General features: G+C 54.0%; 19 protein-coding genes, 1 tRNA gene and 1 pseudogene. 6 read left to right on the forward strand and 15 right to left on the reverse strand.

The window, feature by feature from the left end:
- Positions 1 to 20 precede the first annotated feature (20 nt).
- From HWX74_RS02920 to HWX74_RS02935, 4 genes are all read right to left on the reverse strand, one after another.
- A complete protein-coding gene (locus tag HWX74_RS02920; RefSeq protein ID WP_176012118.1) occupies positions 21 to 3845 on the reverse strand; it encodes a hypothetical protein in 3825 nt (1274 codons plus the stop codon).
- A gap of 60 nt (positions 3846 to 3905) precedes the next feature.
- The gene (locus HWX74_RS02925) at positions 3906 to 4631 is read right to left on the reverse strand and encodes a type II secretion system protein (protein WP_176012119.1); all 726 of its coding nucleotides are present in this window, start codon (positions 4629 to 4631) and stop codon (positions 3906 to 3908) included.
- A gap of 566 nt (positions 4632 to 5197) precedes the next feature.
- A complete protein-coding gene (locus tag HWX74_RS20140) occupies positions 5198 to 5473 on the reverse strand; it encodes a hypothetical protein (protein WP_254872295.1) in 276 nt (91 codons plus the stop codon).
- A 209-nt stretch (positions 5474 to 5682) separates the two neighbouring features.
- A complete protein-coding gene (locus tag HWX74_RS02935; protein ID WP_176012121.1) occupies positions 5683 to 6591 on the reverse strand; it encodes a helix-turn-helix domain-containing protein in 909 nt (302 codons plus the stop codon).
- A gap of 153 nt (positions 6592 to 6744) precedes the next feature.
- On the opposite strand from HWX74_RS02935, the gene HWX74_RS02940 reads away from it, so the two are divergent.
- The 5 genes from HWX74_RS02940 (at position 6745) to HWX74_RS02960 (ending at position 13451) form a co-directional block, all read left to right on the forward strand.
- Positions 6745 to 7866, forward strand: a complete 1122-nt coding sequence (locus tag HWX74_RS02940; protein WP_176012122.1) for a TIM barrel protein — start codon at positions 6745 to 6747, stop codon at positions 7864 to 7866.
- The gene (locus HWX74_RS02945) at positions 7863 to 9377 is read left to right on the forward strand and encodes a xylulokinase (RefSeq protein WP_176012123.1); all 1515 of its coding nucleotides are present in this window, start codon (positions 7863 to 7865) and stop codon (positions 9375 to 9377) included. Before HWX74_RS02940 ends, HWX74_RS02945 begins: the two co-directional genes overlap by 4 nt.
- Positions 9378 to 9656: 279 nt before the next feature.
- Positions 9657 to 11174: a hypothetical protein gene (locus HWX74_RS02950; RefSeq protein ID WP_176012124.1), complete on the forward strand. Its 1518-nt coding sequence runs from the start codon at positions 9657 to 9659 to the stop codon at positions 11172 to 11174.
- A gap of 416 nt (positions 11175 to 11590) precedes the next feature.
- Positions 11591 to 11668: transfer RNA gene (locus tag HWX74_RS02955), tRNA-Pro, on the forward strand.
- Between the two features lie 361 nt (positions 11669 to 12029).
- A complete protein-coding gene (locus HWX74_RS02960) occupies positions 12030 to 13451 on the forward strand; it encodes a DNA primase family protein (protein ID WP_176012125.1) in 1422 nt (473 codons plus the stop codon).
- Positions 13452 to 13893: 442 nt separating this feature from the next.
- Here HWX74_RS02960 and HWX74_RS20615 read toward each other — a convergent pair.
- The 4 genes and pseudogenes from HWX74_RS20615 to HWX74_RS02980 form a co-directional block, all read right to left on the reverse strand.
- Positions 13894 to 14897: pseudogene (locus HWX74_RS20615) on the reverse strand (Fic family protein).
- A gap of 42 nt (positions 14898 to 14939) precedes the next feature.
- Entirely contained in the window at positions 14940 to 16115 is a 1176-nt protein-coding gene (locus HWX74_RS02970) for a type II toxin-antitoxin system HipA family toxin (RefSeq protein ID WP_176012126.1), read from the reverse strand.
- The gene (locus HWX74_RS02975; RefSeq protein ID WP_176012127.1) at positions 16112 to 16441 is read right to left on the reverse strand and encodes a helix-turn-helix domain-containing protein; all 330 of its coding nucleotides are present in this window, start codon (positions 16439 to 16441) and stop codon (positions 16112 to 16114) included. The genes HWX74_RS02970 and HWX74_RS02975 overlap by 4 nt, the downstream gene beginning before the upstream one ends.
- A gap of 92 nt (positions 16442 to 16533) precedes the next feature.
- Positions 16534 to 17184 (reverse strand): inovirus-type Gp2 protein, encoded by a 651-nt coding sequence (locus HWX74_RS02980; protein WP_176012128.1) that lies wholly within the window; start codon positions 17182 to 17184, stop codon positions 16534 to 16536.
- Positions 17185 to 17444: 260 nt separating this feature from the next.
- On the opposite strand from HWX74_RS02980, the gene HWX74_RS02985 reads away from it, so the two are divergent.
- Entirely contained in the window at positions 17445 to 18623 is a 1179-nt protein-coding gene (locus tag HWX74_RS02985) for a hypothetical protein (protein WP_176012129.1), read from the forward strand.
- Positions 18624 to 18670: 47 nt separating this feature from the next.
- Here the strand turns inward: HWX74_RS02985 and HWX74_RS02990 are convergent, their stop codons facing one another.
- The 7 genes from HWX74_RS02990 to HWX74_RS03020 form a co-directional block, all read right to left on the reverse strand.
- Positions 18671 to 18823, reverse strand: coding sequence for a hypothetical protein (locus HWX74_RS02990; protein WP_176012130.1), 153 nt, complete (start codon positions 18821 to 18823; stop codon positions 18671 to 18673).
- 110 nt (positions 18824 to 18933) lie between these two features.
- A complete protein-coding gene (locus HWX74_RS02995; protein ID WP_176012131.1) occupies positions 18934 to 19659 on the reverse strand; it encodes a DUF932 domain-containing protein in 726 nt (241 codons plus the stop codon).
- A gap of 3 nt (positions 19660 to 19662) precedes the next feature.
- Positions 19663 to 20466 carry a PD-(D/E)XK nuclease family protein gene (locus tag HWX74_RS03000; RefSeq protein ID WP_176012132.1) on the reverse strand — a complete coding sequence of 268 codons (804 nt, stop codon included), beginning with the start codon at positions 20464 to 20466 and terminating at the stop codon, positions 19663 to 19665.
- On the reverse strand, positions 20466 to 20897 hold the full coding sequence (locus HWX74_RS03005; RefSeq protein WP_176012133.1) for a hypothetical protein: 432 nt from the start codon (positions 20895 to 20897) through the stop codon (positions 20466 to 20468). The genes HWX74_RS03000 and HWX74_RS03005 overlap by 1 nt, the downstream gene beginning before the upstream one ends.
- Before the next feature lie 80 nt (positions 20898 to 20977).
- Positions 20978 to 22252 carry a hypothetical protein gene (locus HWX74_RS03010; RefSeq protein WP_176012134.1) on the reverse strand — a complete coding sequence of 425 codons (1275 nt, stop codon included), beginning with the start codon at positions 22250 to 22252 and terminating at the stop codon, positions 20978 to 20980.
- A 99-nt stretch (positions 22253 to 22351) separates the two neighbouring features.
- The gene (ltrA, locus tag HWX74_RS03015; RefSeq protein ID WP_217704832.1) at positions 22352 to 23698 is read right to left on the reverse strand and encodes a group II intron reverse transcriptase/maturase; all 1347 of its coding nucleotides are present in this window, start codon (positions 23696 to 23698) and stop codon (positions 22352 to 22354) included.
- 587 nt (positions 23699 to 24285) lie between these two features.
- Positions 24286 to 25194, reverse strand: a complete 909-nt coding sequence (locus tag HWX74_RS03020; protein WP_176012136.1) for a hypothetical protein — start codon at positions 25192 to 25194, stop codon at positions 24286 to 24288.
- Positions 25195 to 25234: the final 40 nt, after the last annotated feature.

The following is a 25234-nucleotide window of genomic DNA, read 5'->3' on the forward strand; positions in this document are numbered from 1 at the left end:
GATAATTTTATGCTTTACACTCACTTTCCCTCTCCCCCGTTGCCGTTTTCAATCAACCGGACGAAACGACTTTCACCCGGAGCCAGCGCAAACGGCAATTCCGCCGCCGGCAAAACCGGAAACGCCGGATTGGTCCAAAGCGTTCCGGCCAGCGGTGTGGCCTCCGGGTTGTGAATCCGGGCCCGCACCGCACCATCGACCACTCCGACCCATTCGATGACCAGCGTACCGCGATCGGCCAGCAGCGGATGCCCGGCGATAATGATATTCTGTCTCGAACAATCGGCGGTACCGTAGAGGATGCCGCCGTCAATCGCCGCGCGCTCCAATTCGCCGCCGCTCAAAATCAGACCGCTCCAGTTGTCGCGCAGGTTTTCGACCCGGAAAGCGATCGGATCGACACCGCCGGCCGGCGCCATTTCCCAAGTCGCTGCCCCGTTTTCCGCGGCGAAGTCCAGCACGTAATCCGCCCGTTCCAGCTGGCCGCGCAAAACCGCTTTCACCAATTCGCCGCGCTTGGTGTAAGCCACGCGCAAGGCTTCGAGCGCGGCTTCGTCCGCCAACGGCTGGGGGGTCAGCAGCAGCAGCAACCGGGAGACGATGGTCTCCCCCTTCGGCCAGTGCCGCGACGTTAAAAGCATGGCAAGCGACTCATGATGTTCGCCGACCCGGACACATCCCGCCTCATATTGCCGGCCGTCGAGCGGAAAAATGCCGATGGAAGCCAGCTGGTTCGGCCAGATCCACATACCGCCGTCCGAACACAACAGCCGCCGCTGCGGTTTCTGAAGCTCCATTTCGGAAAATTTCACGGTTTCCAGGCCGTCCGGCGTCTTCAGCGTATAACGCCAATCGACCGGCAGTTCCGGCAACATTTCAAAGCCCAGCAATTGAAGCTCTTCCCACGTCTCCGGCGGCAGCTCCTGTTCTGCTGTCACCGCATTTTCCGCCAGAATCGCCGTGGCGCCGCCGGCCGGATTCGGGCGGAACGCCGTCAATTTCACCGACGACGACAGCAGGGAGCCGGGCCGCCGGTAATCGTAACGGACGACATAATGGTGGGCCGACGCCGATTCAATGCGCATCTCCGCTTCAATATGGCTTTCCCGGCCTCCGGGCACCCGCAGTATCGCCGCCGGATGGAGAAAACGGCCGATCTGCATGAAAATCGCCTCGACAATGCGCGGGATCAAATTGGACGCGGCCCGCATCGGCCCCCAGTAGCCGGTGTTCTCGCCGGTATGCCAATAGGAGTGCGCCTGATAGATATCCCGGCCGTCCAATTTGAATTCCCCGGGCGAACGGGTAACGCTGCCGATCGAATTCTGGTTGTCGGCGCACATCTGATTGCGGAACTCTTCGGCAATGACTTCAAAACTGCCGGTCATCGCTTCGGTGCCGTCCGCCGCCCGGATCTGCCAGGCCAACGCGCCCTGTTCGACAATCCGGACCGGCTCGCAGACGGCAAAACGCCGGCATTCCGGATAGAAATGGCGAATCTCCCGGCCGTTCAAGGTCAGGATCGCCTCGCTGATGTCGCCGTCGTATTCCACGTCCAGAATCGCGTACAGCCAGGCGGCGTCCCGAAAGGACATCGAAGACCCCGGCAGGCACCGGGGGCCGAAATCGGAATGAAACAATACCCACCGAAAGCGGGGGCCGGAGCTGATCGCCGCATGCCCCAATTGCCCGAAAGAATCCGGCGGGAACTGCATATTTCCCGGCCAGACCAGCGTTTTCCACCCAAACCGGGCGGCCTGGCGGACTTCTTCGGCGGAACGGTAAATGCCGCCGACCCGGGGCCGCGGGCCGTAACCGGCCGCGGTCAAATCCCGGAACAATTTCCTGGAATCTTCCACAATCCGGCCATTCTCGTCCAGCGTCAGAACCGAAAATCCCTTCCAGAAGCGTTGGAAAAATGGCGAAACCGGATTGCTGCCGGGCTGCGCCAGTTCGGCGGCGATGCAGCCGCCGCGCGCGTAAGCGCCGCCGAAGTATTTCCAGAACAGTTCATAGGGCAATCCCAGCTCTTCCGCAATCGGCAATCGGCCGACCGGTCCGTAAAAACGGGCGCGGATGAAACGATCCGAAGCGGTCTTCAATTCAAAGCCGGGAAACACTTTCAGATCGGGACCGGAAACCGCCCGGCATTCTTCTTCCAGCCGCTGCCACTCTTCCGCGGTCAGTTCGCCCCAATCATCGGAATAGACCAGAAAATCCAATCCACTTTCCCGTGCCGACCGCGCCATGGCCGCCACCGAATCCAGCCCATCAGTGTAGGCGGAATGCAGGCCGATCAAACCGGTTCTCATCCGCCGGGGCGATTCGATTGCCGGCAGGCACTCCCCTTCCGGCGGACAATGGCTCCGGGCGGCAACCGCTTCCGGCGAAGTCAAAAATTTCCCCTGGCCGGCGATGAACAATTCCGCCAGTTCGGTAAAACAGCCGACCGTATCGCTGTTGAATTCCAATTCCAGCGTTCCATTTACCACCGCTTCCGGCGGCAAATCCAGCCAGACCAGCCGCGGTCCCGCCGCCCGGCCGAAATCCGGCAGCGGCCATTCTCCCAGCGATACAACCTGGTCATCCCGGACGATCCCGACCTTCAACTTGCCAGCTTGACCGGCATCAAGTTTCCACAGCGCCATTCCCAGCCGCAGCGCAACGGCGGGCAACCGGTCGAACCGGTAACGAAACGGTGCTTCCGCCGTCCGGCGCGAATGGAAGGCGGTTGGATGGAAGGCGGACAATTCCGGGCGCGCCCGGACCACTCCGCCGCGATGGCCATACCCCCGTTCGGCTGAGTAAGGCAGATCGAAAATCGAACCGGCATCGATACAGTGGATAACGCTGTAATCGTCCACCGCCAAATCATCCAGCACCAATTGATACCATTGCGGCAATTTCGACAGAACCGGCAAGTTACCGGTCGCTTCCGCCGCGGGAAGTTCAGGCACCGCCGGCCGTAGCGGCAACTGCCGGCAATTGGCAGCCAGATATTGGAACAATTGGTCCATCAACCGCAAACCGTTGCCTTTTTCCAGCACCATTCCCTCGCTGACCGCCCAGTGATAGGCGTCGTAGAAGAAATAGCGCGACGAAGTGCTGAATATTGCCAGCTTGCCGGCCCCGACCGGACGAATGGCCAGCAGCGGCGGCGCTTCCTTCCACCAGCCCGGCTCCGGCGTCCCGCACAACAGTTTTTCCGCCGATGTCGTGAAGGCCGCCGGTTCGCCGCGCACCGCCACCCCCCAATCGTCGGAACCCCGCATCGTATAAGTTTGAATCGTATGCCACGAGCTGTCCAGCGGCAATATCAGCGCATTGATGCCGGCGGTGACGGGGTGGCCCTGGGCCAGGTTGCCGGTCGTAAGAAGGCGGTAGGGCAACCCCCGCCAGTCGATAAAGGTGTGAGCCGGATCATAGGGAATTTCGTTGCCCAGTGCCGCGCCGTACGGTTCCAGAAACGGTTGAAGCTGTGTATGAAATTCACCCCCGGTGTAATAACTCGGTTCGGCAATCACCAATACCGCACCGCCGCGCCGCATATAACGGTCCAACGCCGCAGCCAACCCGGGACCGATGGCCCGGCTGCCGGGATAGAGCTGCGGAATCATGCCGACGATCACGGCGTACTGTTCCAAAGTTTCCGGCTTCACCCGCTGATAGTAATCGAAAAACAGCTCGTAACCGGCCGCCCGGTATCTTTCCACCGCTTTTTGATCCAGACCGTCCAAACCCTGATTGGCACAGTCGCTGCCGGCCAAGCACAAGACCGGCAGCGACTCGCCGCCAAACCCGGCAGACATCGTCAATAACAGAATCAATGCTATTATTATTTTCATCGTCTTTTCTTTCTCCCATCGTCCGGCCGTTCAAGCAGCCGGACACCGGGCGGATTCGCTCTAGGGATTGCCGGTTACGCCCTTGAAACTCCACCATTCACGGCCGTCGTTCCATTTGTTGATTAAGGCGGTGAAGCTGCGATAGTCGGCATGGCCGTCGACCCAGGCCAGGTTCTTACCGTTGCTGTGACGCGTCGCCGTCAGAATATAATCCTGCCCGCTGCCGCCATCGTCCAGCCGAATGCTTTCCTCCGGGAAATAAAGCCATTGCCGGGATCCCCAGACACAGAGCGGCGATCCCAGCGCATTGTCGCCCATCATGATGGTGGAGGCCGGGTCCGGCACCGAGGTCATTTTGCAACTGATCGTCTCCGGCAACCCGGGGTCGATGAAACCATTCCAATGCATGATATACAGATTCAACCCGTAACTGATATCCTCCTTCAATCCGCGGGAAACCGTAGTCGGGCAAAACATCACGTCGGCGATTTTTTCCATTTCGTACATTGACGTCATTTCCTGACCGCCGATGTATGGATTCAGCAGATTATGCCAATACAGCCATGCGTCTCCCTTGGCGTTATGCTGTTGCCCGATCGGCAGGTAATCCGCGTTATCACCGGCATACATCACGGTCCCCAACCCGAGTTGTTTGACATTGCCGAGGCATTTGATTTTCTGCGCCTGCGCTTTCGCTTTGCCCAACGCCGGCAGCAACATGCTAGCAAGAATGGCAATAATAGCAATCACTACCAACAATTCAATCAATGTAAATCTTTTTTTCATTCCGGTTCCCTTTCTTTTTACTGGTTCGATAATTTCCCTCCAAATTGATTATTCGTTTGCAAATAATAAACGGAGGATTGAGTTTGCTGTCGAATTTCCCGCCGATTTGACGATGACAATCGTCATCTTTTTTATTTTTTAACTGAGTATAAACACTACAAAGTTAATTATAGCAAAAAATTCCGCTAAAGTCAATCCCTCTGTCAATGATTTTCCAAAAATATATTGAGGGTCAATTGAAAAAGTAAACGCACCGCAGAAAATAGACAGCTTGCATTTAGTTAGTCGCAAGGAAGGAGGCCGCATTCAGTTTGACAAATAGAATAAGTTGTGTTTAATCTGCCGGAAAAGAGTTTTACAGATAATGATCCTTTTGGTATTGTCAAAAAGGCTATACATTCCCCCCTCCCCCGGGGAGGGGGGAGCGTTTAGTTTGACAAATGCGATGGCGAAACAAGCAGAATCGGCTCGTCTGAAGATTGAAGCCTGGCTTCACTAGGGACGATCTCTTCAACAGATTGCCCGGCAGTTGGGCAAGTCGCGAACAACAATTTCCCGCGAAGTTTTCAGGAAAAATACGCACGAGAATCTTTTACTGCAATCCCTATTCTTCCCGGCAAAAGGGGAAAATAATCATCACAACCTTCGCAAAATGATCCCCCAAAGGGAGAGATTTGGAACACTTCACGCAAGAAGACATCAATACAGTGGTATCGCATATCAATAGCCTTGCCAGGAGGAGCCTCAACGACGTATCGGCAACCATACTCTTCAAAAAGCTTTACGGAAAGAAGGTTTTGGACAAGCTGGGCATTGAACACATCTGTGAAAAGGCGACTCATTTATTGCCCGACTTGATCGCTAAATAGTCCTTTCCTGCTTAAGGAAGGTTTGTCAAATTCATGGTGTGCGTTTACAATGTCCGAAAAATAGCCTGAACGTAACACCTTTGGCTAACTGAATGCACAAATTTTTGAGGGTGGGGACAGTTAATTTGACAAACGTGCGTTTACTTTTTCAATTGACCAAAATATTTCTTTTCTTTCTTTTTCTACCTTTTTTTGATTTCCGCCGGGGTCGCCCGATAAGCACGCGGCGAGACCCGGTAAAACGCTTTGAATTTTTTCGAAAAATAATTGGCGTCGTTGAATCCGCAACGCAGTGCCACTTCCGAGATGCTCAACCATTCCGATTCCAGCAGCCGGGCGGCATGCTGGAGCCGCAACCGGATCAGATAACCGATCGGGGAACAACCGGTCGCCGCTTTGAACAACCGCAACAGATTGTTCGGCGAGGTGGCCGCCAGCCGGGCGATGCGTTCCAGCGTCCATTCGGCGGTAAAATCTTCTTCCAGCCGGCTGATCACCTTCCCCAGCCGCAGCAGGGCATTGGCATTGCCGGTCTGCAACGAGGAATATTGCCGGGAAAACAAAATAATCAATTCCAGCAGTCCGCTGAAGGCGGCTGCTTCAAAGCCGTCGCGCTGTGCCTCCAATTCCAGCTTCAACGCCTCGATTCGCGCCGCCACCGCTGCCAGCAATTGCGGCTCCAGGTGCAGACGGTACCGGAAAATACGCCGGGAACGCAAGCGCGGTTCCAATTGAAACAGCACATTGTAACCGGGCAGCCGACGCAGGAAGGCAGACGGCAGCGGCAGGAGCGACGCGTCGAATTGGACATTCAACAGCGCCAATGTGCCGCGTTCGCGAAAAGCGTGTTCTGAAAATCCCTGCAGCACGAAGACATCGCCGGCCGCTACCGGATATTCGATTTCATTGATGACCTGGACACCGCGGCCGGCAGCGACGACGACCAGTTCGGTGAAATCATGATAGTGCATGGTGCCGGTCAGATCGAAGGCATGTTGGGAATACGGCCGGCCGTCCACCGTCTGCACCGCAATCGGACACCGGGGAAACTGAAAATAATTTTTTCCGAATGCTTGAACGCTTTTTTTCATTGTGGTGATATCATACCTGTTTTTGGTGATTTAATCAAGGTTATTTGCCGTAAAATCGCTATAATTAATAGAAAAGCAGCGGTCAGCGCCGGATTTCGGCCGGGTAAAAATGTCCGCTTCATCATTGATGATTTTGTTCAGAAAGGAATTGTCATGGACTTCAATCGAGCTTGCGTCACCCGCCGTTCAATGCCGTTCTGGTGCGTCAACAACCCGCTCGGCGACCCGTTCGGCGGCCCGGTCCTCGACCGGCTGGACTCTCCGGCCGTCGCCGAGTTGCTCGCCTGGGCCGGCAACGAAGGTTACATTGAAGCCACCAGTTACCATGACGACGATCTGGTGCCGTGGAATCCGGACCAGCCGGAAGACGACCTCGATCCCGGCAGTCCGGTTTACCGGCGGTTGCGCCAAATCAAAGTCATCCTTGACGGAGCTGGCTTAACGGTACACGCCTCCATCTGCAACCTGCACGGACACAAATTGTTCCGCAACGGCGGCCTGTGCAATCCGGATCCCGCCATCCGGCAACTGGCCCGGCAAAAAGTGGAACGCACGCTGCGCATCGGCTCCCTGCTGGGAGCGGACTACTACGTTTACTGGGTGGCCCGCGACGGCTTCGAAGTGCCGGTCAGCACCGATTGGAAACATGTTTACGACTGGCTGGCCGAAGGGCTCAACCACGTGACCGACTACATCGACCAACAGCAGTTGACCAATTATCTCGGCGCCACGATCGAACCCAAGCCCAACGAACCGCGCGGCCAGATGTTTCTGCCGACCAGCGGCCACGCGGCCGGTTTCATTCTCGGCAAACTGAACAAGCCGGATTTCTGGGGCGTCAACCCGGAATTGCTGCAGCATGAAAGCATGTGCCTCCTGAACGCAGTGATGACCGTCGGTTATCTCTGCAGCCTGAACAAGCTGAAATTCCTGCATTTCGGTAGCCAGATCAAGGCGCAGTTCGACAACGATTTTCCGCCATTGACCGGTCCGGAAGGCTTGAAAGAGACCGTCTTCCTGTTCTACGCGCTCAACCGGATCGGCTGGCGAGGCGTCGTCGAATATGATTGTCACATGCTGCGCAGCGAAGGCAATCTGGACGACCCGGTCGGCTGCCGGAAACAATTCATCCTCGATTGCACGATGGCGCTGTCCATGGCGCTGCAACTGGCCGACCGCATCCGGACACCGTCGGACACCCGGTCGCAAACCGCAGCGGACCTGGCCGGCATTCGTGAATTGTGCAACCTGGCCGAAGTGGAGCTCAGGCGATGAAACTCTTTCTGGGGTTCGATGTCGGCACGCAGGGAATCAAGGCCGAACTGATCGATCCGGAGCGCGGAGAAATCGTCGGAAGCGGCGCCGTTCAATTCGGACTCGACTTGCCGGACTATCACTCGCCGGACGGGCACCTGCCGTCCGGCGATCCCCTGGTGCGCCGGGCCGACCCGCGCATGTGGCTGGACGGAATGCGGCTGCTGTTGCGGCGCCTGGCAGCGGCCGGCTGGCCGCTGGCCGAGGTCGCCGGGCTTTCCGGAGCGGCCCAACAGCACGGTTCGGTTTATCTGGCCTCCCGGCAGCCGCTGCAATTCAGCCGCGCCGAAGCACCGATCTGGCTGGACCGCTCGACCTCGGCGGAATGCCGGGAACTGGAGGAACGTTTCGGCAAGCGCCTTCAGCAAGTCACCGGCAGCCCGGCCATCGAACGTTTCACCGGGCCGCAGATCCGGCATTTCGCCCATACCGCCCCGGTAGCCTATGCGCAGACAACCCGCATCCACCTGGTCAGTTCTTTTTTATGCAGTTGGCTCTGCGGCGGCGACGCCCCGGTCGACTACGGCGATGGCGCCGGCATGAACCTGTTGAATCTGGCGACCGGAAATTGGGATGAAGCGATCACCGCCTTCACCGCCCCCGGCCTGCTGCCGAAATTGCCGGCGATCGTCCCGTCGACGACGACGGTCGGGACGCTGGCCTCCGAATTCCATACTTTCGGTTTGACGCCGGGAATTCCGGTCGTCGTCTGGAGCGGCGACAATCCATCCAGCCTGATCGGCGTCGGCGGCAGCACTCCCGGCTGTGGCGTCGTCAGTTTGGGAACCAGCGACACGCTGTTCGCCGCCATGCCGGAATTTCGAACTGATCCCGACGGTTATGGCCACATTTTCGGCAATCCGGCCGGCGGCTTCATGAGCCTGATCTGTTTTGCCAACGGTTCGCTGGCACGCGAACGGCTTCGGGAGCAATGTGGCGTCGACCGGCAATTCTTCGACGAAGGATTTCAGCAACTGAGTCCGCCGGGCAATGACGGCAAATTGCTGCTGCCATATTTCGAACCGGAAAATACGCCGCTGGTGCTGTCCGGCGGCGTCCAGGCCAATTTCGACCGGCACTCCGCCTCCCGGGCGGTTCTCATCCGGGCACTGCAGGAAGCGCAGGCGCTACGGATGAAACGGTATTCCGACTGGCTGCCGGAACCGTTTTCGCGCCTCCGCGTCACCGGCGGCGCGTCCCGCAGCCGCGGGTTCCGTCAAATCATCGCCGACGTGTTTCAAGTGCCGGTGGAATCCATTCAGGTTCCCGACTCGGCGGCGCTCGGCGCGGCACTCCGGGCCGCCAACGCCGTGGCCGGTATCCCGTTTCCCGAACTGTACGGTCGATTCTGCCGCCCGGTCGAAACCGTGCTGCCGCGCCGGGAATATGCGGAACTTTATCGCGCCATGTTGAAAAATTTTGCCGACTTCGAACGGCAGTACAGCGAAAAAATTTCCGGTTCATTCGCGTAATTTGCCGCCCGTTGAATACAACCGTATCCGGCGGGCGGCTCAACGGCAGCCGACGCAGGAAAAATTCATTGGAACGCGACAAAGTGCCATTCCAAACTTGTAAACGGCGAACAATGGCATATGGTAGTCGCGAAATAGATTCGCACGCTATTTTCAACCGAAAAATCATCCGGTCAAACGGCCAAGCCGGAGGATCCGAGAAAACAGCTGCTCTTGAATCAGCGGGAAAGGGATCCGCCTCGGGCTTGTGCTTAACCGACTAACTGGGAAAAAAACATCATGAATTTCATTCCGGAAACACCGGGTTCCACTCCTAACTACTGGTGCACCTGGACATCGCAGAACTGGACTGTGGAGGAACGGCGGCAGGCCGCCCCACTGTTCAATGGCGACCAGGGAGCTTACACCGCCCGCGACAGCATCTATGAGGAACGCTTTTTCGGATCGAACGGCTGGGCGGAATTTTATGAACCGGTCCGCAGCGACCTTTACACGGTCCTCGACGACGGCTGGGACGTTCCGTTCGGTGTCCATCCCGACAAGAATCTCGCGAGCTTCGGCGCGGTTGAGCCGGACCGGGAACGTTTTCACTCCTGCCGCGGCAGCGCGGCCGAACGGCTGGCCATGCTGAATACGCTTTTCAGGCAGCGCGGCTGGCGGGGCGCCGGGCTCTGGATCGCCGCGCATGCAGCGGGAGAAGACAATTCCCGCCGTTTTTCCGAAGAAGAACTTCGGCAATACTGGCAAACCCGTTTGGAATGGTGCGCCGCATCCGGAATCAATTACTGGAAGGTCGATTGGGGCGTGCACAGCCACGATCTGGAATTCCGGCGCATGCAGACGGGACTCGGCCGCCGCTTCGCCCCGGCACTGAACATCGAGCACTGTATCCCGATGGGGCCGCTGAACGGGCTGTCCTTTACGGATTGCGCGGCGGAAGGCAGTGGAAGGTTTGCCGACGGCGGCCAGATTCCGGCACTGCTCCGGGAACTGCTGTCCTTCAGCGCAATCACCCGGGTCTACGATACTGTCGTACCGCTGGCGCAAGCGACGACCCTGGACCGGACGGCCTTCTGCCTTGCCTGCCGGCCGGTCGGCCTGCTGAATCTGGAAGATGAAGTTTATATGGCCGCGGCCCTCGGCTGCACATTCGGGGCAATGCGGGCACCGGACTGGACCAATCTCAGTTGCGACAGAGTCGTCAACTGCCGGAAGCGGGGCATTGAAGTCGTACGGGCCGCCAATTGGCAGCGGCTCGCTCCCGCCTTTCCCGGAACGGAACCGGCCATCTCCAATACGGTGCTGTATGACGAATGGTTCTATGAACCGGAAACCATCTGGGACGGCAGATGCTGGGGAAAAACGATCCGCCAAGGGGCTCCCGCCGCGGTCGCCCGCAATACGGCGCTGCCAACGGCCAGCGGCCCCGAACTGCCCTATCTTGCCGCTTCGCGTCACCCCGGCGGCGCCTATGCGATCGCGGTTCTCCCACGGACCGGGACGGCGCAGGGATTTCACGGAACGGACTGCGATGTTTTTGCCGATCCCGGAGATTGGGTGGAAAATATAGGCCTTTTCGGCAACTTCCGCAATTTCGCCATTCGTACGGGAGTCCGGCCCAAACAGATCTGGTTACAAGATCTCGCCGTCCGAGACAACGCTCAGGATGTCACAGAACGGATTCATTTTCAGGACGGCGTCCTGTCTTTGTCCGGCAGTTTGGTTCGGGAATGTTCCCTTCAGAATACTCCTTCTGAAGCACAACCCGGCCTTCTGCTGCATTTGTCCATAGTTTAAGCACCGGTTTCCGCTGCCGTGGCTTCATTCCGGTATCAGCCCATTTGCCAGAGCCGGCAAATCAGGCAATGGCATGATAAATGGAAGATTAACAATGCAGTTCCGGAAATCATTGATATAATAACATTCTGTGGGTCATTAGACAAAAAACAAAACCAGTTTTACCGACAGAAGTCGATGCTGTATTGGGATGCAAAGATGCAGGAACAACGTCGAAGCGCAGATGCGGTATGACGCGCACGGTTGAAAAAGTCGTAACTTTTTGTAACGCATCGCAATGAATCGTAATTTGAGCCGCCAAGTGCCCCGGAAAGGATACCGGAATGGTCATGCATCGATAAAAAATCGTCTTTTGCCGTTCGTAAAACTTGTAAATTGAGCGTGCGATGTTAAGTTATAAAAACAGAAAAAATCATCGGGCTATAGCGCAGCTTGGCTAGCGCGTTTGACTGGGGGTCAAAAGGTCGAGAGTTCAAATCTCTCTAGCCCGACCATTTTTTTGCCAAAATTCCGGGAATCTGAGCTCAAACTCAGGTTCCCGGAATTTTTTGCCCACTGTTGCCGATTCTCTCCCAAAGCTGCCGATTTGAGGTGAGAATGCCACATTTCTGCCACATTTCTGCCACATTTTTCCGACCTGGTTTCTTGTCCCCGCTCTTCTATAAAAAAAATCGAAATTTCTTTTTCATCCGATTCCCGCTGAAACGGCTTGAAACGGAAAGAGCGAAAGAAAAATTCCGGTTGTTTCTCTTTTTTGCTGTCCTATTCGGCTGCTTGGCGGCTGAAATCCGCATGGCTGGCGCAACTTCGGACTTCCATTATATTTGGTATTGAACCCAAATCGAAGGAGGTCGCATGATTACGGAAGAAACCAGAAGCAAGATCGAAAGCCGGTACGGGGCATTGCTGACACGGAACGGCAAGAGACACCGCATCAACCCGCAGGGCATGGCCGCTCTGTACGGCGAAATCAGTAATTGCGTTTATAGCCCGACGGAAAGCGCGTTCTGCCTTTACGATCCGGAATCCGGGTTATGGAAAGCGCAAGGCCGGGAGGAAATGCTCTGCCGGCTCGGGCTTTTCCTGCATGAATGCGCAAAAATTTGGAACATCCCCGAAATAGAAGAGCAGCGCACTCCGTCAGTGTTGTCGGGGATCTTAAAATTCCTGATCGGGATAAGAAGCGATCCCGATTTTTTCAAGCAGTCCGCAGAGCTCTTCATCCACTGCGCGAATGGCGTAGTGGAGCTGGCGGAAACGGGGGATTGGGTTTTGAAACCCTTTTCGCCCATGTATCGCAGCCGCAACCGTTGTGAAATTCACTATTCCCCCGGAGCTTGCTGTCCCCGCTTTCTGAATGAACTGCTGCATCCTTTGCTTCAGGATGACGATATGGAGTTGATCCAGCAATATGTCGGGCAATGCCTGACCGGCCGGAATATTACGCAATCCATCCTGATGCTGACCGGTTCCGGAGGCAGCGGCAAAGGCACGCTCGCCAATATCGTAGAACTGCTGATCGGCGAAGGGAATTACACTCAAATCCGTCCTGAGCAAATTACCAGCCGCTTTGAGAGCAGTTTCTTCCGGCATAAAACACTGCTGACCGGCAAGGAGTCAAACCGCTCCTTTTTTACTGCTCAAGGGATGCAAGTCCTGAAATCGCTGGTGGGGGATGATAAGCTGCGGGCGGAACTCAAGAATTCCAATCAGCATGAGATGATTACCGGCGTATACAACATTTTCATCGTGGGCAATACCGTTCCGGTTCTGGAATTGGAAAGCAAAGACGAAGCGTCAGCATGGCGGCGGCGGTTGCGCTGGGTGAAATGTAAAAACGCCAAGCCAGCCAAGCCGATTCCGTCGTTTGACCAAAAGTTGATTGCCGAAGAAGGGCCGGGAATTTTAAACTGGGCGTTGGAGGGTGCAAAGAAAGTGGTACAATCCGGCAGCAGCAACCTGTTGAGCGGACCTTCTCAGCAAACGCGGCTGGATTACCTTTTTCACGCTTCACAGCCTTTGGATTTCTTTCTCGCCACCACTGTTGAAAAAAGACCAGGAACAACGATTACCGGCGACGACCTTTTCAGGGCCTTCATGGAGTTTGCCGTGGCAATGGAATGGCCGGTGTGGAGCCAGCGGGAGTTTCAGAAGAAGATTCCGGACGCCATGCTTCGGCATTTCGGATCTCCACTGCGCCGTGACGTTCCCCGTCGTCGAGCGGATGGCAAAACCACCAATCGTTCCGGATATTTTCACGTCGCATTCAAGCACTGAGGAGAATATATCTGTATGTTCTGTATGTTCCGTATGAAAATGAATCGTTTTTCGTAATCCGGATGACAGGAAGAGCTTTACAACATTATGTAACCTATCAGGAGAAGGGTAGACCAAAGAATCGAAGGTGTCGTTCGGCATGGATTCAATGTTTCTCAGGGAGTCCCCCAGAAACATGGCCGGTGCGAAAATGAAGCCGGCTTTGGAGATGTTCACGGTACGGATCTGACCGGCAAAGTCGTAGAGCCCGCCGAAGAGACAGGCGTGGAGCTGCTGCAATCCTTTCACCGTACCGACTTCGATGTTGTCGATGAAAGAACTTTCAAACAGGGCATACGCTTTCAGCTTGCCTTAGCCGTCGATGATTTCGTCGCTATAAGTGAACCACTCGATAAAACGGTTCGCCTTACTGAACGGAAATACCTTTGCTAAAGCAGATCGTTCAATCATGAAGACCGAAATCCTTTCCGTTCTCTTTCCTGTAGTATCCACCGTTGCGGGGAGCACCGCGAAACTCGATCATATTCTCCTCTTTGAGGCGCTTCAGATGGCGTTCCACAGACCGTTCAGAGATGGAGAGTTCCGCAGCGATGGCGTTTGCCCGTAAACCGGGGTTCTGTTGGATGAACTCAAATACATCCTGCTGGTTTACTCCGCCAGTTACTCCGCCAGTTACTCCGCCAGTCAGCGGCATCTGATGCAGTTTGAGGGCTTGAAGCAACTCATGGAGCATGAAGTCAATAAAGATTCCGGAGTTGCCGCTTTCGGTGCTGGCATTGATCGCCTGATAATACCGCTGTTGGTTATCATGTACCATGGTTTCAACCGGCAGGTGCTGGAACACCGGATTCAGCCGGGTAAGGATCAAAGACTGCCAGAGCCGCCCCATACGTCCATTGCCGTCGGCGAAGGGGTGAATGAATTCAAATTCATAGTGGAAAACACAACTGCGGATCAGCAGATGATCCTCGGCATGTTTCAGCCAGTCGAAAAGGTCGGCGATCAGTCCCGGAACCCGTTCTGCGGGCGGAGCGATATGGACAGCCTGCTTTCCGGCAAATACACCGACTCCGCCATGGCGGAATTTTCCTGCCTATCGACCAAAGCCGACATCATGACGCCATGAGCTTTCAGCAGGTCACTGACCGAGAACGGATCAAGCTGCGGAAAAAGATCGTAAGTGGCGATGGCATTTCTGACCTCCTGAATTTCCCGGAGGGGAGCAACGACTTTTTTCCCGTCCAGAATATCGGTGACCTGATTCTCGGAAAGCGTATTCCCTTCGATTGCCAGCGACGATTGGATCGTTTTGATTTTATTCGCTTTACGCAGCTTCAGAGCATCATGCTGTTCCAAACGAATAGCGTAACGTTCAATGAGCGCGGAAATCTCCGCAATCATCGAGATCGCTTTGGCCGATATCGTAAACGGAGGCTTGCAAGTCATGGCTATCTACCTATCTGGGGGATTTTATGTAATAACAGATCATCAGCCCGTAATTCCATATTTTTTCTTTAATTGCGATAATAATCCTAAAGCCACATTCACTTCGTTGATCATTACTTTCATGCGATTGTCGCTGAGTCCGACGGTTCGGGCGGCAGCGATCAGGTCAGCGTCGGTGATGTCGGTTCCTTTGCCGTTGACCATAGCGGTCTGTTCGCCGTTGATTCCGGCGGAGGGCGTCAGGTCATAGGCGGGCGCAAGTTTCCATTCGTTATCCCGCGTCAGGATAAATGAAAAATTCTTACTGTGATCATCGCGGTTTCCGGCCTTCACATTGAAGATCATCAGGCGGGCCAGTTTTTCGACTTCCCGTTCGTCTTTTGTCAATACCAGCGTCAGCTTCAGCAGGTTTTCGTAATCCAGGCAACTGTACCGATGAGAAGCATGAAGCAGGCCGCAGGCGGTATGCACGTGAGCCTTCTCCATGCCGATCCGGTCGAAGCGTTGAACCCCGAAGTAACCGGGCCCCTTGGCAGAGGCGAACAAATGCGTTGGCGGCATTTCGATTCCCGCTTGTCTGGCCGCCTGCGAATACAGATATTCGATGACGCCGTCCTGCGGACCGTCTTGCGCTTCTGTGAATTTGATCAGCCAGGGCGAATATCCTTCCGGCAGTGACGCGCCGCCGTGGATGATCTTCTTTTTGTCATCGGATACCCATGCCACGATTTTGGGACGGGCTCCTCCGGAGGAACCATTGAGCTGCAAAAGTTCATCCAGTACTGCGGAATCGTCACCGGCCAGAATCTGGCTGATTTCTCCGGATAAGGAATCCAGTTCGATATCGCCGGGGGAAATGATGTGCTCGTCCGCCGGTTCATATTCCAATGCCCCCATCGGAGAACGCCCGATCAGGGAAAGCCGGGTCAAGGGCGTGATTTGAGCATAAGAAAGCCCACGTTGGCGCAGTTTACGATCCAGCAGCAAGCAGCCCCAGCCGTCCGGCAAGCTGTCGTTGAAAACTCCGAAGAGACCGTCGAAGGTGCGCTTGCCATCTTCCTGCACACCGGGTTTCAGCGGCAGCATGAACGGCGAAAGCGGAATGCCGGAGGCGATAAATTCCGGGGCGTATTCAAAAAAGATGCGGCCGCGCTCTTCCTGAAGCACCCCGACAAAGCGACGATCTCCATAAGCATTCAAATACACATGCAGTTTCATTTACGCCGTCCTCTCTGTCGTACGACAGGTGTTGCCGGGACCTCGAAAAGTGATTTGGGTACTTCCTGCGGACACAGTAAGGCGTTGAACTCTTCCAGTCGCCCCAATACCAAAGCAATCCGCAACAGGTAATTCAACTGAATTTCTCCCGTATGTTCAAATCGTTTCAACGTTCCAATGCTGATTCCCGCTCGGGAAGCAACTCCGCTTTGAGTGAGATTCTGTGCCAATCGAAGCGTTTTAGCCCGTTGCCCTAATTCACGCAGGAGTTCGGCCGGTGTCTTGAGTGCCGCATGTAATTCAAAGTTGCTATTGGTAATAGTCATTTTTATATCTTTTATTTTTATTTATCCCATATAAAAGATATCATTGAATCTATTATTTTCAAGCTTTGCTTGCAGAATAACCCACTTTATCTTCAGTCCTTTTCTTTTGGAATCCGGGAGGAAAAAATCTCTCGTACCCCTTTCGGATTACTGCTTTTCTGGTTTACTTTGGCAAGATAAGAAGCTCTTCGAAAAGCCTCTTTCTGTTTTTCATCGAATCGCGGATCATCTCTGCGGAGCATAATTCCATTCTCATGCGGACTGCCTTGACGATCATGAGTACAGTCATCAATCAATCCATGACCGGCTCTCTGATTACCCGGCTGGACCTCGTATTCCAAGCCCAATGCCTTGTTCCATAACCGTTCTGCAGTATTGATGTGTTTTGTGATATTTTGCGTTTTGTTGCCATCCAGCAAGAGCACTCCGTGGTAATGCTGGTGTTTCTCCCGTGACTGTTCCCTGACAAGTACATATTGAGGCCTGTATCCTTCTCTCTTCAAGGTTTTCATGAAGGTAGCCTGAAACTCCCTGACTTTCTTATTGTCGGTATGGTTATACTCCTCTTGAGGGAATCTGATATCATATCTCATACAGAATGTTTTTGCTTTACTCTTCTTTGCATAATCGAATTGGTCTTTTAATTCTTTCAGAATCTTGGTATCACATCCATAGTGCTTCCCATGATTGGTCATAATGGGAAACTCTTCATAATTAGATTCTTCTGTGATTATTCTTTTCATTCTCTCTTTTCTTTCTTCTATTTCTCTATTGGGATTAAAATCTGTTTTTCGCTTTTAAGGTATTACCTAATAACCTGTTTCTGTTAACTGTCTTAAAGTTATTTTTTTAGACATTACCGGGCCAATTGAGGCTTTTGCGTACCGCAAGTTTGTCTGAATTAGAGACTGTCATATTATAGTAGAACTGTATGTGATTTTTTACCGAACCGATGGTCTACGTTGTTCACCATATTTTGTAATTAACCGCAAGGAGAAAAGAGATGACCGAAGAAGAATTGATTCAATTACTCGTGCTGGAAAACGCTTCCGAATTATCGAAAGTGCTGGAGGAGCCCCGGTATTGGGGGGCAGACATGGAACAGCGTCGACAGGCGCGCGGAAACCGTATTCTTGAGATATTACGGCAAACAGCTTTTCCCGACAGCTTCAGGCGGGACGTGCAACTTCTGCTTCTGATGGCTGAACCGGAATTGGTTTCTGATGACGAACTGACCGCCGGCTTCACAACTACGAATTGGCTTGATCTTCTGCTGGTTCATCCTGAACTTGCCGAACACTGTGATTGTCGGCAGAGCTTCGATCATTGGGAGCGGGCAGAACTGTTATCCCGGCATCCGCAACTGTTCCGGTATTGGCCGCCAGACTCTTACAGCGGGGGTGAAATCGTCCGACTGCTCGGCAAATCCCCGGAATGGATCGAATGTTTTGAATCGGTTCTGCATCGGCTTACCGGAAACCACTGGCGGCGTTTGCTGAACAAACAGCCTGACTTGTGGACGTACTGCCGGAAACACGGTAAGCTGGACCATAAAATGCAACGGCTCCTGCTTGAACAGAATATCGGATTCGAGTCGGAATGCGACTGTTGGAATGAATTCAACGCAGCGGATTGGAGCGAATTACTGTCCCGCTATCCGCACTTGCGTTCCCGGTGTGAAACAAAAAATTGGAGTTCCCGCAACTGGGCGACCGTGTCGGCAAAGGTTCCGACGCTTATTTCGGAGTGTCCTTGCCTTGTTCATTTCACCGAAAATGAATGGGCATTGATTCTGGTGCGGCAACCCCAATTTGCGGAACAATGTGACAGGTGGGAGCTTTTTTCTGAACACAACTGGCAAATGTTGCTGCTGAATCAGCCGCAGTTACTCGACCGTTGCCCGTATCCGTTGACGCCGCCGCTTCAGGCCGCTCTGATTGCGAGCGGTTCAGAAGTTCCCGCCGCCATCGATTGGAAGGCGTTCGGTCCCGTTGAATGGTGGATGGTCTTGCGGAAGCGCCCGGAGTTGATTGAGCACTGTTTCTGTTGGGATGCTCTTCCGGAAGATGTCCGCATCAACCTGATACTGAAGCAACCCGCGTTGAAAGAACGCTTCGGCGATTCCGATGATGTCCCGGAAATCTGGAAACGATGTCTGAACATCCGGCATCCAGAGCGATAAAAAAATAAACCGCCCGGAAGGTTTTGCTTCATACGGGCGGTACATGGTCATTGACCGCGAAGCTGCCGGAACAGCTTGATTGCGGCAATCATCGCGGCGGCTCCGGCGGCAAAGCCGATGCCGAGCGCGTCGATGATTTCGTTACGCCAGTCCGGGCGCGGGAAACATCCATGTTTTTTATTCTTATTCTGTTTTTCCATAACGGATTCCTCGGTTCAAAAACCGGCAGGTATTACGCTGCCGGGGTGCGTGATACTCTGCCGGGTGCACCATGTTCCGGCAGAGGGCGTGCCTCCTCGGATGAGGAGCATTATTTCCACAAAGTCGGCGGCTGGCCGTCGAGACCAAAGAGGCGGGTCAGTCCGCGATAACAGATGTCAGCACGGGCTGGGCTGTACTTCTTGGCGTTCTCGGTGAACGCATTCAGAAGCGCCCAGCGGGTCGGTTCGGCGAACTCCTCATGACGTGGTTCTTTGAACTCCCGGAAGATCGGCAGAATGTCCGAGGAGTTGACGGCACCGGCTTCCGCCGCCTTGACGATGGCGGCACGGGCGGCATCTTCCCGAACATACTGAATCTTCAAGTCTTCGGCCACGGTTTCGAGCGTCAGGAAATCATCTTCGAGTGCGTCGATGGCTTCCACGACCAGACCGTTCAGCTCAATCCGTGAGGTATGCCGTCGCTTCAGAACCGTACTGCCACCGAACATGAGATTCGCGCAGACCTGTACGTTCAATCCGGCGGCCAAGCCAACCGCAATCGTGCGGTCATGACTGTTACGGATACCGATGCAACGTGACCACTCCGTGCTTGAACTCCGGTTGATTCGGATCACACCGAACATCCGCTGACCGTCACGGGCCAGACCGTATTGCTCGTCGAGAATCTGCCAGTTGTGCGCCCTGACCACATCGGTTACTGCGTCGATCACCTCACTGTGCGGCACCGGCTTCCAGCTCGCAGTCGCCGCAGGCGTCGGAACCAGTGCAATCTCGTCACGCCCGACGAACTTGCCTTCACTCATCATCAGTCCCATGATTTACCTCCATTTCTTTAGATGCCACGTCCTGCAACGGTCCCGATACGGACACTCGCCGCAGGCGAATGATGTTTCATTCGGCAGGAACACGCCTTTGTTGATCGCGTACTGCGCCCGGTTCGCCAGCGCCTCGAAGCGCCGGAAGTCGTGAAAGCCGCGACTGGTGTAGTGCGATTCACAACCCGGATTCTTGGTCTTGGTGATGACATCGAACCGAAAGAGCGGAGCCGTGCCGTTCTGTTTCTCATAGGCGTAACTGAACACGGTAGCTTGAAGATCGCGGTCGGCTTTTCCGGCAGGCCAGCGACTGGCCGAGGTTTTCCAGTCCACGATACAGGCATCCCGTCCGTCCTGAACAATCAGATCGTACTCACCGATCAGGGGCTTGTCCAGTTCGGGAACGTCACCCTTGAACGCCTGCGCGACACCCTTGATCGTGTAGTAATCCGACCAGTTCGCCAGCGCCGCATCCAGCATCTTCGCAGCAAGATCGATCACCGTGTCGAAGTTCTCGCCCTCCTTGTAGACCAGGTTCGGAGTAGCGTCGGCTTCGATCTTGAACGCCTCTTCAAACCGGTCAACGATTTCATCGCGGGTCAGCGAGCTGCCCATCATGCACTCCCACGCCTGAGCGGTCAAGGCCGCATGAAACGCCTTGCCGAATGGGAAGCAGACCGAAGTACGTTCAACTTCGGCCTGATCCACGTACCGGTACATGAATTGCGCCTGACAGATGTTGAGGTACGTATTCAGCGCCGAATACGACCAGTGCGGTTCCTGTCGCAGTTCGTCTATCGTCGCCATTACGCCGCCCTCCATTCGTCGATCTGATCCGAACACTGCTGCCGGGTCAGATGTTGGATGTCCGGCACCTGAAACCGCGCCGCGATCTGCTGCGGAGTGATGCCGCGCTGCCGGGCAAGGTCGAGCAGATACGAGAGCTGTTTCGGGCTTGCCGGAGCCTCGTTGGAACGGGCACGTGACCTACCCCCTTGCGGGTTGCCTTTCGGCCCATGATATGCGGTATTATTCCCGCTATTCCCTTGCTTATTTCCGTGTAATTCAGCTTCGACCGAATTACGCACCAGATCGAACGTTTCGTGAATACGGGCCTGTAATTGATCCGGGCTTAACCCGTCCGGCAGCTCGACTTCCACCGAAGCATGATAGGACTGCGAAGAGTATTCCTCTCCTGCCGGAACCTTCTTCGAATACGATGCGTTGAGTTTCAACATAATCATTCCTCCATAAAAGACGGATAGCCGGGAGCCTCGCAGCCCCCGGCTATCCGTCCGTTTGTATTTGTGTTGTTTCGTTAGATGGCCATCCTGATTCGTTCGATGGCGCGTTTCGCCTGAACGAACTCGCGTTCGCGCTGCTTCTGCTGAAGCACAGCCTCCTTGACCTTGCGGGCCAGAAGCGCCGATTCGTCGAGCAGCGTTTTGAGTTTGCCACGCAGTTCCTCGATGGAGTGATTGAGTTCCTCCATCGGATTCACCGGCTCGGCAGTCTCCTCGGCTGCGGTTTCGGTGGATTCGATGCGTTTGATGTTTTCCATTTTGCTTGTCTCCTTTTCGGGTTGATGTTTGGGTAATATGTGAATCGGCATCGCGAGATACCGGCCGCTGCCGCCCTCGGCGATGACCGGAATCCTGCCGTCCGAATGTGCCCGGAATTTCGTGTAGCCCTGCTGAAGCATCCGCAGCAGGATATACTTGTTGAGCGCCAGCACAGCACGGGGCTGAGCACCGATCACCGTCGCCTCCAACCGCAACTCCATATCCGGGAAGTTATTCGGAATCACGGTGACGCCGCCCGGAACCACGTTCAGCTCGATCGCGTGAAACGGCGGACAGTCGGGAACCGCTTTCAGAAACGTGATGATCTGTTCTGGCTCGTGAATCTCGATCTGATAATCCAGCGTTTTGTCGACGGGAATCACCTGTTTCCAAGCGGGAAAGTTACCCGGCAACGCTTTGCCCTGCCACTGGAAACCGCCGATCACGATGCGGAACAGCCGCTCGTTCCGGCAGCGCCAGATGTGCAGTGTACCCGCTTCCTCCGGTTTGGCGGTCAGCAATGCCAGCGGAAACGGCAGCGTCATATCCTCCGGGATTTTCAGCGGACATGGCAGGTTGAGCAGCTCTTTACCGTTCGTCGTCGTAATTCCATCGCGGGAGAGATTAATCCCCCGCAACGCGAGCCGCGCTTCACGCAGATTCACCACCGGGGCCGCCAACGCCAACAGCTTGCCGAAGTCCGGCGGCAGTTCGACCGTCACCGCGTCATCCGGGACGGCCTCCGTTTCCGGCCAGTCAAGTCGTTTGCCGGTCACTTCGACCTCGCCGCCGCGCGTGGAACGAATCAGCTCACGCAGCGCCTTATATTCGACCGCAAAATCCTCCATCTCCCCGGCATCGCCGATTACTTCGACCGTGACGGATTCCACACCGTCGGTCGCAGTCAGCCAGACCTGTTCCCCGACGCCGAAGAACCGTACCGACCGCTGAACCTCCACCGGAGAAGTCTGCGACACCACCTTGCCGAGCACCTTCAACGCTTCCAGCAACACACTCTTCTTGATCTTCATTTTCGTACCTCCATGAGTTTAAAATCGAGTAGGAGCCCGGTCATTAGTTGGCCGGGCGTCCTCTCACACCACCGTACGTGCCGTTCGGCATACGGCGGTTCAGCAGCTTGAGTGCAACGCTTTGTACCGAAGTAGGATATCGTCATACCCTATTTCGGCAATGCGTTGAGACGGCAATACACGATGTAAAATCCAACTACGGGCAATATGCCAGTAGCCTTTCCTCGTATTCGCCCATTCCCACGCTTTTCCCTCGGAAATACCCAACGATTGCAGTCGCGTAAATCGTGTCCGTACTCGTTTCCACTGTTTCCAAACATACGTCCGAATTTTCCGTTGAATCCATTCATTCATGTTTTGCATAAACATCTTCATGTCCGCAATCGCATAGTATCCGAGCCATCCGACGGTATATTGCCGAAGTTTGTACAGCATATATTCCACCGAATTTCCCTGATTCCTTCGGGTCAGCTCGCGAACCTTGGCTTTGAAGCGGTCTATAGACTTCTCGTGTATTCGAATTCCGGCCTGTCCTTTCGTCGTACTTCGCAGTGCGAAGCCGAGAAACTTCAGCTTCAGCGGACTTCCCGCTTTACTTTTGGATTCGTTTACTTTGAGTTTCAATTTCGCTTCAAGAAACCGTCTGCTGCTCGCAAGTACGTGTTCGGCGGCGCGTTGACTTCTGACGTAGATGTTGACATCGTCCGCATATCGTACGAACTTGTGTCCACGGCGTTCCAATTCCCGGTCGAAAGCGGTCAGGTAGATGTTGCTCAGCAATGGCGAAAGATTGCCGCCCTGTGGACTGCCTTCTTCCGTTCGCGTCACCACGCCATTGATCATGACTCCGCTCTTCAAGTAGCGTTTAATCAGGCACAAAACTCGTTGATCAGAGATTTTGGCCCGCAACATTTCCATCAACAGCTCATGGTTCATGGTGTCGAAATACTTGCTCAAGTCAAGATCGACAACCCGCCGATAGCCTTGATTGTAGTATTTCCGTGCTTGCCGGATGGCCTGATGAGCGCTACGCCCCGGTCGGAAACCGTAGCTGTTTTCTGAAAATTCCTCCTCGAATATCGGGCAGAGGACCTGCGATATTGCCTGTTGAATCATCCGATCCATGCCCGTTGGAACACCAAGCATCCGTATCCCCCCGTCCGGTTTCGGGATTTCAACCCGGCGCACCGGTTGCGGGCGATACGTTTCGGTTCGGAGATTTTCAAGGAAACTTTCCTTGTGTTCGCACAGATACGCCAACAGGTCGTCAACGGTCATTCCGTCCACGCCCGGCGCTCCGCCGTTTCTCTTGACTTGCTTGTACGCACGGTTGAGGTTGTTACGCTCAAGGATGCGTTCAAACAAATCAGCACCGTCTTTCGCTTCAGTTTCCCGCGTAAGCATGCTCCGCACTCCCGGATTCTCTTCGGCTTCCAGCCTATCCATCCCCGGGCAGTTCCGTTTCCGGATTTTCTGCTCTCTACACATGCTGCACCTTTCACTTGCGAAAGATCGACTACTGTTCGGCCCTTCCCGTAAAAAAAAAAACACGGTACTATGGCCTCTGCTGACTTCTCAACGTTCAGCCGCACATCACTGTACGGGTTGAAATTACCATGCATTCACGGCTTCATTCATACCGTTGAGATCTCCCCGGATAAGAGCGATAACTTTCATCCCAGGCGCCTGGTACATCTACACCACAAGGTTCGGGCAGTATTGGACTTCGCTTTGTTGTGCAAGCTCGTCCGCCTTGCAAATGCCTTATATGTACTTTCTGTTCGTCAGGCCGGGAATTTGCCGCCGACTTCCTTCAGATTCCACCTCGCGGTGGACACCCTTGCCTTAAGCTAACAGTTCCTACTGCCAAGTCTGTAACGGACTTTCACCGTCAAGTTATCACCCATGCCGGGCGTACACACAACATCCCCGACGATCATTTGATCATCGGAGATGTTACACGAACAGCTTTTGCTATATCATAAAGGTAATATATATCTGACTATTTTTGAACCACACAATGTTTCGACGTGTTAAATGCCAGGTAAGTTTGGCTCTAGGAGTAAAACGCGTGGAGTATAGTGCAAAATTTCTTTTATATTTCTTCGTTTTATCACAAAAGTATTCAGGACAGTATCAAATTTTTTTATCGTTTCCATGCGGCATTGAATTTTATCACCTTGTCTAAATGCGACAGCGCCAGAACTTATTCTAGCAATAAAAGATTCATCTTCTATTTTGGCAGAAAACTGCAATCCATTCCCATCAATGAAAGACCAATTTTTATGGGGATTATCAAGATTAACGGTTGCAATGGTCAGCAAAAGTTCCTGTTCCTCAAATTGTTCTGATTGATCTTTTGGTACTTTTTTATATGGGATCAGATTCTTAAACTCATCTCTTGGCACAGATAATATAGGATGACGTTCTCCATCAAGGATCGTTACACCTGAAAGTTTTTTATTTTGCAAAAGGCTTTCTCCATCGCCGATGAGAGTTGAGTTAGAGATGGTATATTGATTAACTACGCAATTGTTGAATGTAGCTTGTTGGCCCAATTGATTTTCAACAATTGTTTGATTTTCAGTTGGAATCGTTTTCTTTGGAGGTGATCCCTTTAAGAAACGATAAAGTTCATAAAGCGATTTTAAATGCTCCCACAAGGTACTAATGTATGCAATACTTATTCCCGCCGTCTGCACAGTAGAAATGATTGCTCCAATCTCCACACATCCACTTTGGACTGTGCAAACACTGACCTTAGCACCATCTAAATGTTCATATTTAGTTAATCCTATAATAGAAGAATTGAATGCCAGTAATGTATTGGCCATCAAAGTTGCATCAAGACAATGCTCGGTTGTCTCGAATTTTAAAATGACAGCGTTCTCGTCGACAATCGCTGGCAATAACTCTATTTGCTGACCATTATCATTACTCATTTATTTTCCTCCGTAAAGAATAATCGCATTGGATTGATCG

It is taken from the genome of Victivallis sp. Marseille-Q1083 (assembly GCF_903645315.1).
In the GTDB taxonomy this organism is placed as follows: domain Bacteria; phylum Verrucomicrobiota; class Lentisphaeria; order Victivallales; family Victivallaceae; genus UMGS1518.

Excerpts from the sequence above, each read along its gene's own strand:
- HWX74_RS02920 (WP_176012118.1), bottom strand. The coding sequence starts at position 3,845 with ATGAAAATAATAATAGCATTGATTCTGTTATTGACGATGTCTGCCGGG.
- HWX74_RS02925 (WP_176012119.1), bottom strand. The coding sequence starts at position 4,631 with ATGAAAAAAAGATTTACATTGATTGAATTGTTGGTAGTGATTGCTATT.
- HWX74_RS20140 (WP_254872295.1), bottom strand. The coding sequence starts at position 5,473 with ATGAGTCGCCTTTTCACAGATGTGTTCAATGCCCAGCTTGTCCAAAAC.
- HWX74_RS02935 (WP_176012121.1), bottom strand. The coding sequence starts at position 6,591 with ATGAAAAAAAGCGTTCAAGCATTCGGAAAAAATTATTTTCAGTTTCCC.
- HWX74_RS02940 (WP_176012122.1), top strand. The coding sequence starts at position 6,745 with ATGGACTTCAATCGAGCTTGCGTCACCCGCCGTTCAATGCCGTTCTGG.
- HWX74_RS02945 (WP_176012123.1), top strand. The coding sequence starts at position 7,863 with ATGAAACTCTTTCTGGGGTTCGATGTCGGCACGCAGGGAATCAAGGCC.
- HWX74_RS02950 (WP_176012124.1), top strand. The coding sequence starts at position 9,657 with ATGAATTTCATTCCGGAAACACCGGGTTCCACTCCTAACTACTGGTGC.
- HWX74_RS02960 (WP_176012125.1), top strand. The coding sequence starts at position 12,030 with ATGATTACGGAAGAAACCAGAAGCAAGATCGAAAGCCGGTACGGGGCA.
- HWX74_RS02970 (WP_176012126.1), bottom strand. The coding sequence starts at position 16,115 with ATGAAACTGCATGTGTATTTGAATGCTTATGGAGATCGTCGCTTTGTC.
- HWX74_RS02975 (WP_176012127.1), bottom strand. The coding sequence starts at position 16,441 with ATGACTATTACCAATAGCAACTTTGAATTACATGCGGCACTCAAGACA.
- HWX74_RS02980 (WP_176012128.1), bottom strand. The coding sequence starts at position 17,184 with ATGAAAAGAATAATCACAGAAGAATCTAATTATGAAGAGTTTCCCATT.
- HWX74_RS02985 (WP_176012129.1), top strand. The coding sequence starts at position 17,445 with ATGACCGAAGAAGAATTGATTCAATTACTCGTGCTGGAAAACGCTTCC.
- HWX74_RS02990 (WP_176012130.1), bottom strand. The coding sequence starts at position 18,823 with ATGGAAAAACAGAATAAGAATAAAAAACATGGATGTTTCCCGCGCCCG.
- HWX74_RS02995 (WP_176012131.1), bottom strand. The coding sequence starts at position 19,659 with ATGGGACTGATGATGAGTGAAGGCAAGTTCGTCGGGCGTGACGAGATT.
- HWX74_RS03000 (WP_176012132.1), bottom strand. The coding sequence starts at position 20,466 with ATGGCGACGATAGACGAACTGCGACAGGAACCGCACTGGTCGTATTCG.
- HWX74_RS03005 (WP_176012133.1), bottom strand. The coding sequence starts at position 20,897 with ATGTTGAAACTCAACGCATCGTATTCGAAGAAGGTTCCGGCAGGAGAG.
- HWX74_RS03010 (WP_176012134.1), bottom strand. The coding sequence starts at position 22,252 with ATGAAGATCAAGAAGAGTGTGTTGCTGGAAGCGTTGAAGGTGCTCGGC.
- ltrA (WP_217704832.1), bottom strand. The coding sequence starts at position 23,698 with ATGGATAGGCTGGAAGCCGAAGAGAATCCGGGAGTGCGGAGCATGCTT.
- HWX74_RS03020 (WP_176012136.1), bottom strand. The coding sequence starts at position 25,194 with ATGAGTAATGATAATGGTCAGCAAATAGAGTTATTGCCAGCGATTGTC.